Origin of the sequence: Streptomyces sp. SID3343 (genome assembly GCF_009865215.1) — a bacterium.
Classification (GTDB): domain Bacteria; phylum Actinomycetota; class Actinomycetes; order Streptomycetales; family Streptomycetaceae; genus Embleya.
In genome coordinates this window covers 1-2,423 of the sequence record NZ_WWJX01000234.1, presented here as the reverse complement: position 1 = coordinate 2,423, position 2,423 = coordinate 1, and the positions used below count along the sequence as shown (strand labels likewise).

1 protein-coding gene and 1 pseudogene are annotated in these 2,423 nt (G+C 70.3%); one reads left to right on the top strand and one right to left on the bottom strand.

The genetic code is table 11. The features are described 5' to 3' along the window. Positions 1–19: 19 nt before the first annotated feature. Positions 20–1,522 (bottom strand): potassium/proton antiporter, encoded by a 1,503-nt coding sequence (locus GT354_RS08495; RefSeq protein ID WP_161355649.1) that lies wholly within the window; start codon positions 1,520–1,522, stop codon positions 20–22. Positions 1,523–1,824: 302 nt separating this feature from the next. Between GT354_RS08495 and GT354_RS08490 the strand changes: the two are divergent. Continuing rightward, positions 1,825–2,423 (top strand): annotated as a pseudogene (locus GT354_RS08490) (hypothetical protein); the annotation flags it as partial.

Below are 2,423 nucleotides of genomic sequence, written 5' to 3'. Positions count from 1 at the left end.
CCTCGTGGTCCCGCCTTCGTCACGTGTCGCCCTTGACCCCGAACCACCCCGCGAGCTTGCCGCCCCGGCTGATCGCGCGCAGTCGATCCTCGGCCTCGTCGCGCACCTTGTCGGTGGCCACCACCAGGAGGTCGTCGCCGCGTTGGATGACCATGCTCGGTTCCGGTACGAAACTCTCCTCGTCGCGCACCACGAGGGTGACCGCCGCGCCGCGCGGCAACCGCAACTCGCCGACCTCCACGCCGTGCATCCGCGAACCCGACGGCACGCTCACCGACAGCAGATGGCCCTGGAGCTTTTCGAGCGGCGCCGATTCCACGCCCAGGTCGGTCGGTTCGTCCTCACCCGCGAACCCGGCCTTGCGCGCGATCCACGGCAGCGTCGGGCCCTGGACGAGGGTGAACACGACCACGAGCACGAACGTGATGTTGAACAACCGCTGCGCGTCGGGGACGTTCTTCACGATCGGGATCGTCGCGAGCACGATGGGCACCGCGCCGCGCAATCCCGCCCAGGACAGGATCAGTTGCTCGCGCCAGGGCATCCGGAACGGTGTCGTGGTGACGATCACCGACAGGGGTCTGGCGATCAGGAGCAGGGCCGCGCCGATCACCAGCGCGGGCACGATGTCGTCGGCCAACTCGTGCGGGGTGACCAGCAGTCCGAGCAGGACGAAGAGCCCGATCTGCGCGATCCAGCCGAGCCCTTCGGCGAAGCCGCGGGTCGCCGGCCCGTGCGGGAGTTGCGAGTTGCCCAGTATGAGCGCGGCCAGGTAGACCGCGAGGAACCCACTGCCGTGCGCGAGCGCGCCCCCGGCGTACGCCAGCACACACAGCGCCATCACGGCGATCGGATACAAGCCCGAGGCCGGCAGCGCGACGTGCCGCAGGCCGAACGCGCCGAGCCAGCCGACCAGGAGACCGATCGCCACGCCTATGGTCAGTTCCATGCCGATCTCGCCGAGGATGACGTACCAGGGCTCGATGTGACCCACGTGGGCGAACGTGACCACCAGGATCACCACGGGTGCGTCGTTGAAGCCGGATTCGGCCTCCAGCAGACCGGTCAGGCGGTGCGGGAGCGGCAACTTGCGCAGTACGGAGAACACCGCGGCCGCGTCGGTGGACGACACGATGGCGCCCATCAGGATGGCGGTGGGCCAGTCGACGTCGAGCGCGAAGCGGGTCACCAACGCGGTGACCGCGACGCTCACGCCGACGCCGACCGTCGAGAGCACGGCGGCCGCGGGTACGGAAGGTTTGATCTCCTTCCAGCTCGTGGCTATCCCGCCCTCGGCGAGGATTACTATCAACGCTGCGTAGCCGAGCGTCTGGGTCAACTCGGCGTTGTCGAAACCTATGCCGAAGCCGTCGGCCCCTATGAGGATGCCGAGTCCCAGGTAGAGAAGCAGGCTGGGCAGGCCGGTACGGGTCGCGAGGCGCACGGCAATGACGGCGGACAGCATGACGATTGCGCCCAGGAGCAGGACCTGGTTGAGCTCGGGCACGGACACGTGCGTCACCTCCGGCGGTCGTCGGTCGGCCACCCCCCAGGCGGCCGCTCGGAGTGCAGAACAAGAAGACAGGCGGCATCCGACGGGGAAGATCGGCCGGCGCCGCGAATGCGCAGGCAATCAGCGGGCCGTGGGACGGGGGGCCCAGCCGCGCCGGCGAACCGACGATGAATTACCTACGCCTGGTAAATATTTTACCAAAGCGAAGGATCCATACCCCAGAGGGGTCCCGTCTCGTACCCGTGGCTGTGATGCCGACGACGCTCGGCTTTTAAGGTGTCCATTGCCGCACCGACCGCATAAGGACCTTGATGCCTCCCTCGAAGACGCCCGACCCGGAGCAGCCTCCCGGCGGCCAGGACGCCTCATCCCCCGGGTGGGACGCCTGGCCGACGGGGGAGTGGCCCACCTCACAGTGGGCCGCTGCGGACCCGGTCGCGGCCCAGCGGCGCGCGGACGAGCGCGCCGAGGCCGAGCGCCTGGCCGCCGCGCAGCAGGAACCTCCGCACCGGCAGACCCCGCCACCGGCCCCGGAACAACAGGGGCCCCCGGCACAGCAGGGCCCCCCGCAACCGCGCGAACCCGGGCAACAGGCGTACGAGCCGGGCCCGTACCGACCCGAGCCGTACGAATCCGGCCCGCACGCAGGCGCCTACGAGCCAGGCCCCTACGAGCCAGGCCCCTACGAGCCAGGCCCCTACGAGCCCGGCCCGTACGAACCGGGCCCCTACGGCCCCGGTCCGCAGTCCGGCGTACCTCCCGTGGAGTACGCGGAGCAGCCGCCGTACCTCGAACCCGAGCCGTACGTCGAACCCGAGCCGTACACCCGCCCCGAGCCGTACGCCCCCCCCGAGCCGTACGGCGAGCCGCCCGTCCAAACCCCCGCTCCGGCGCCCGCACCCGCCCCGAC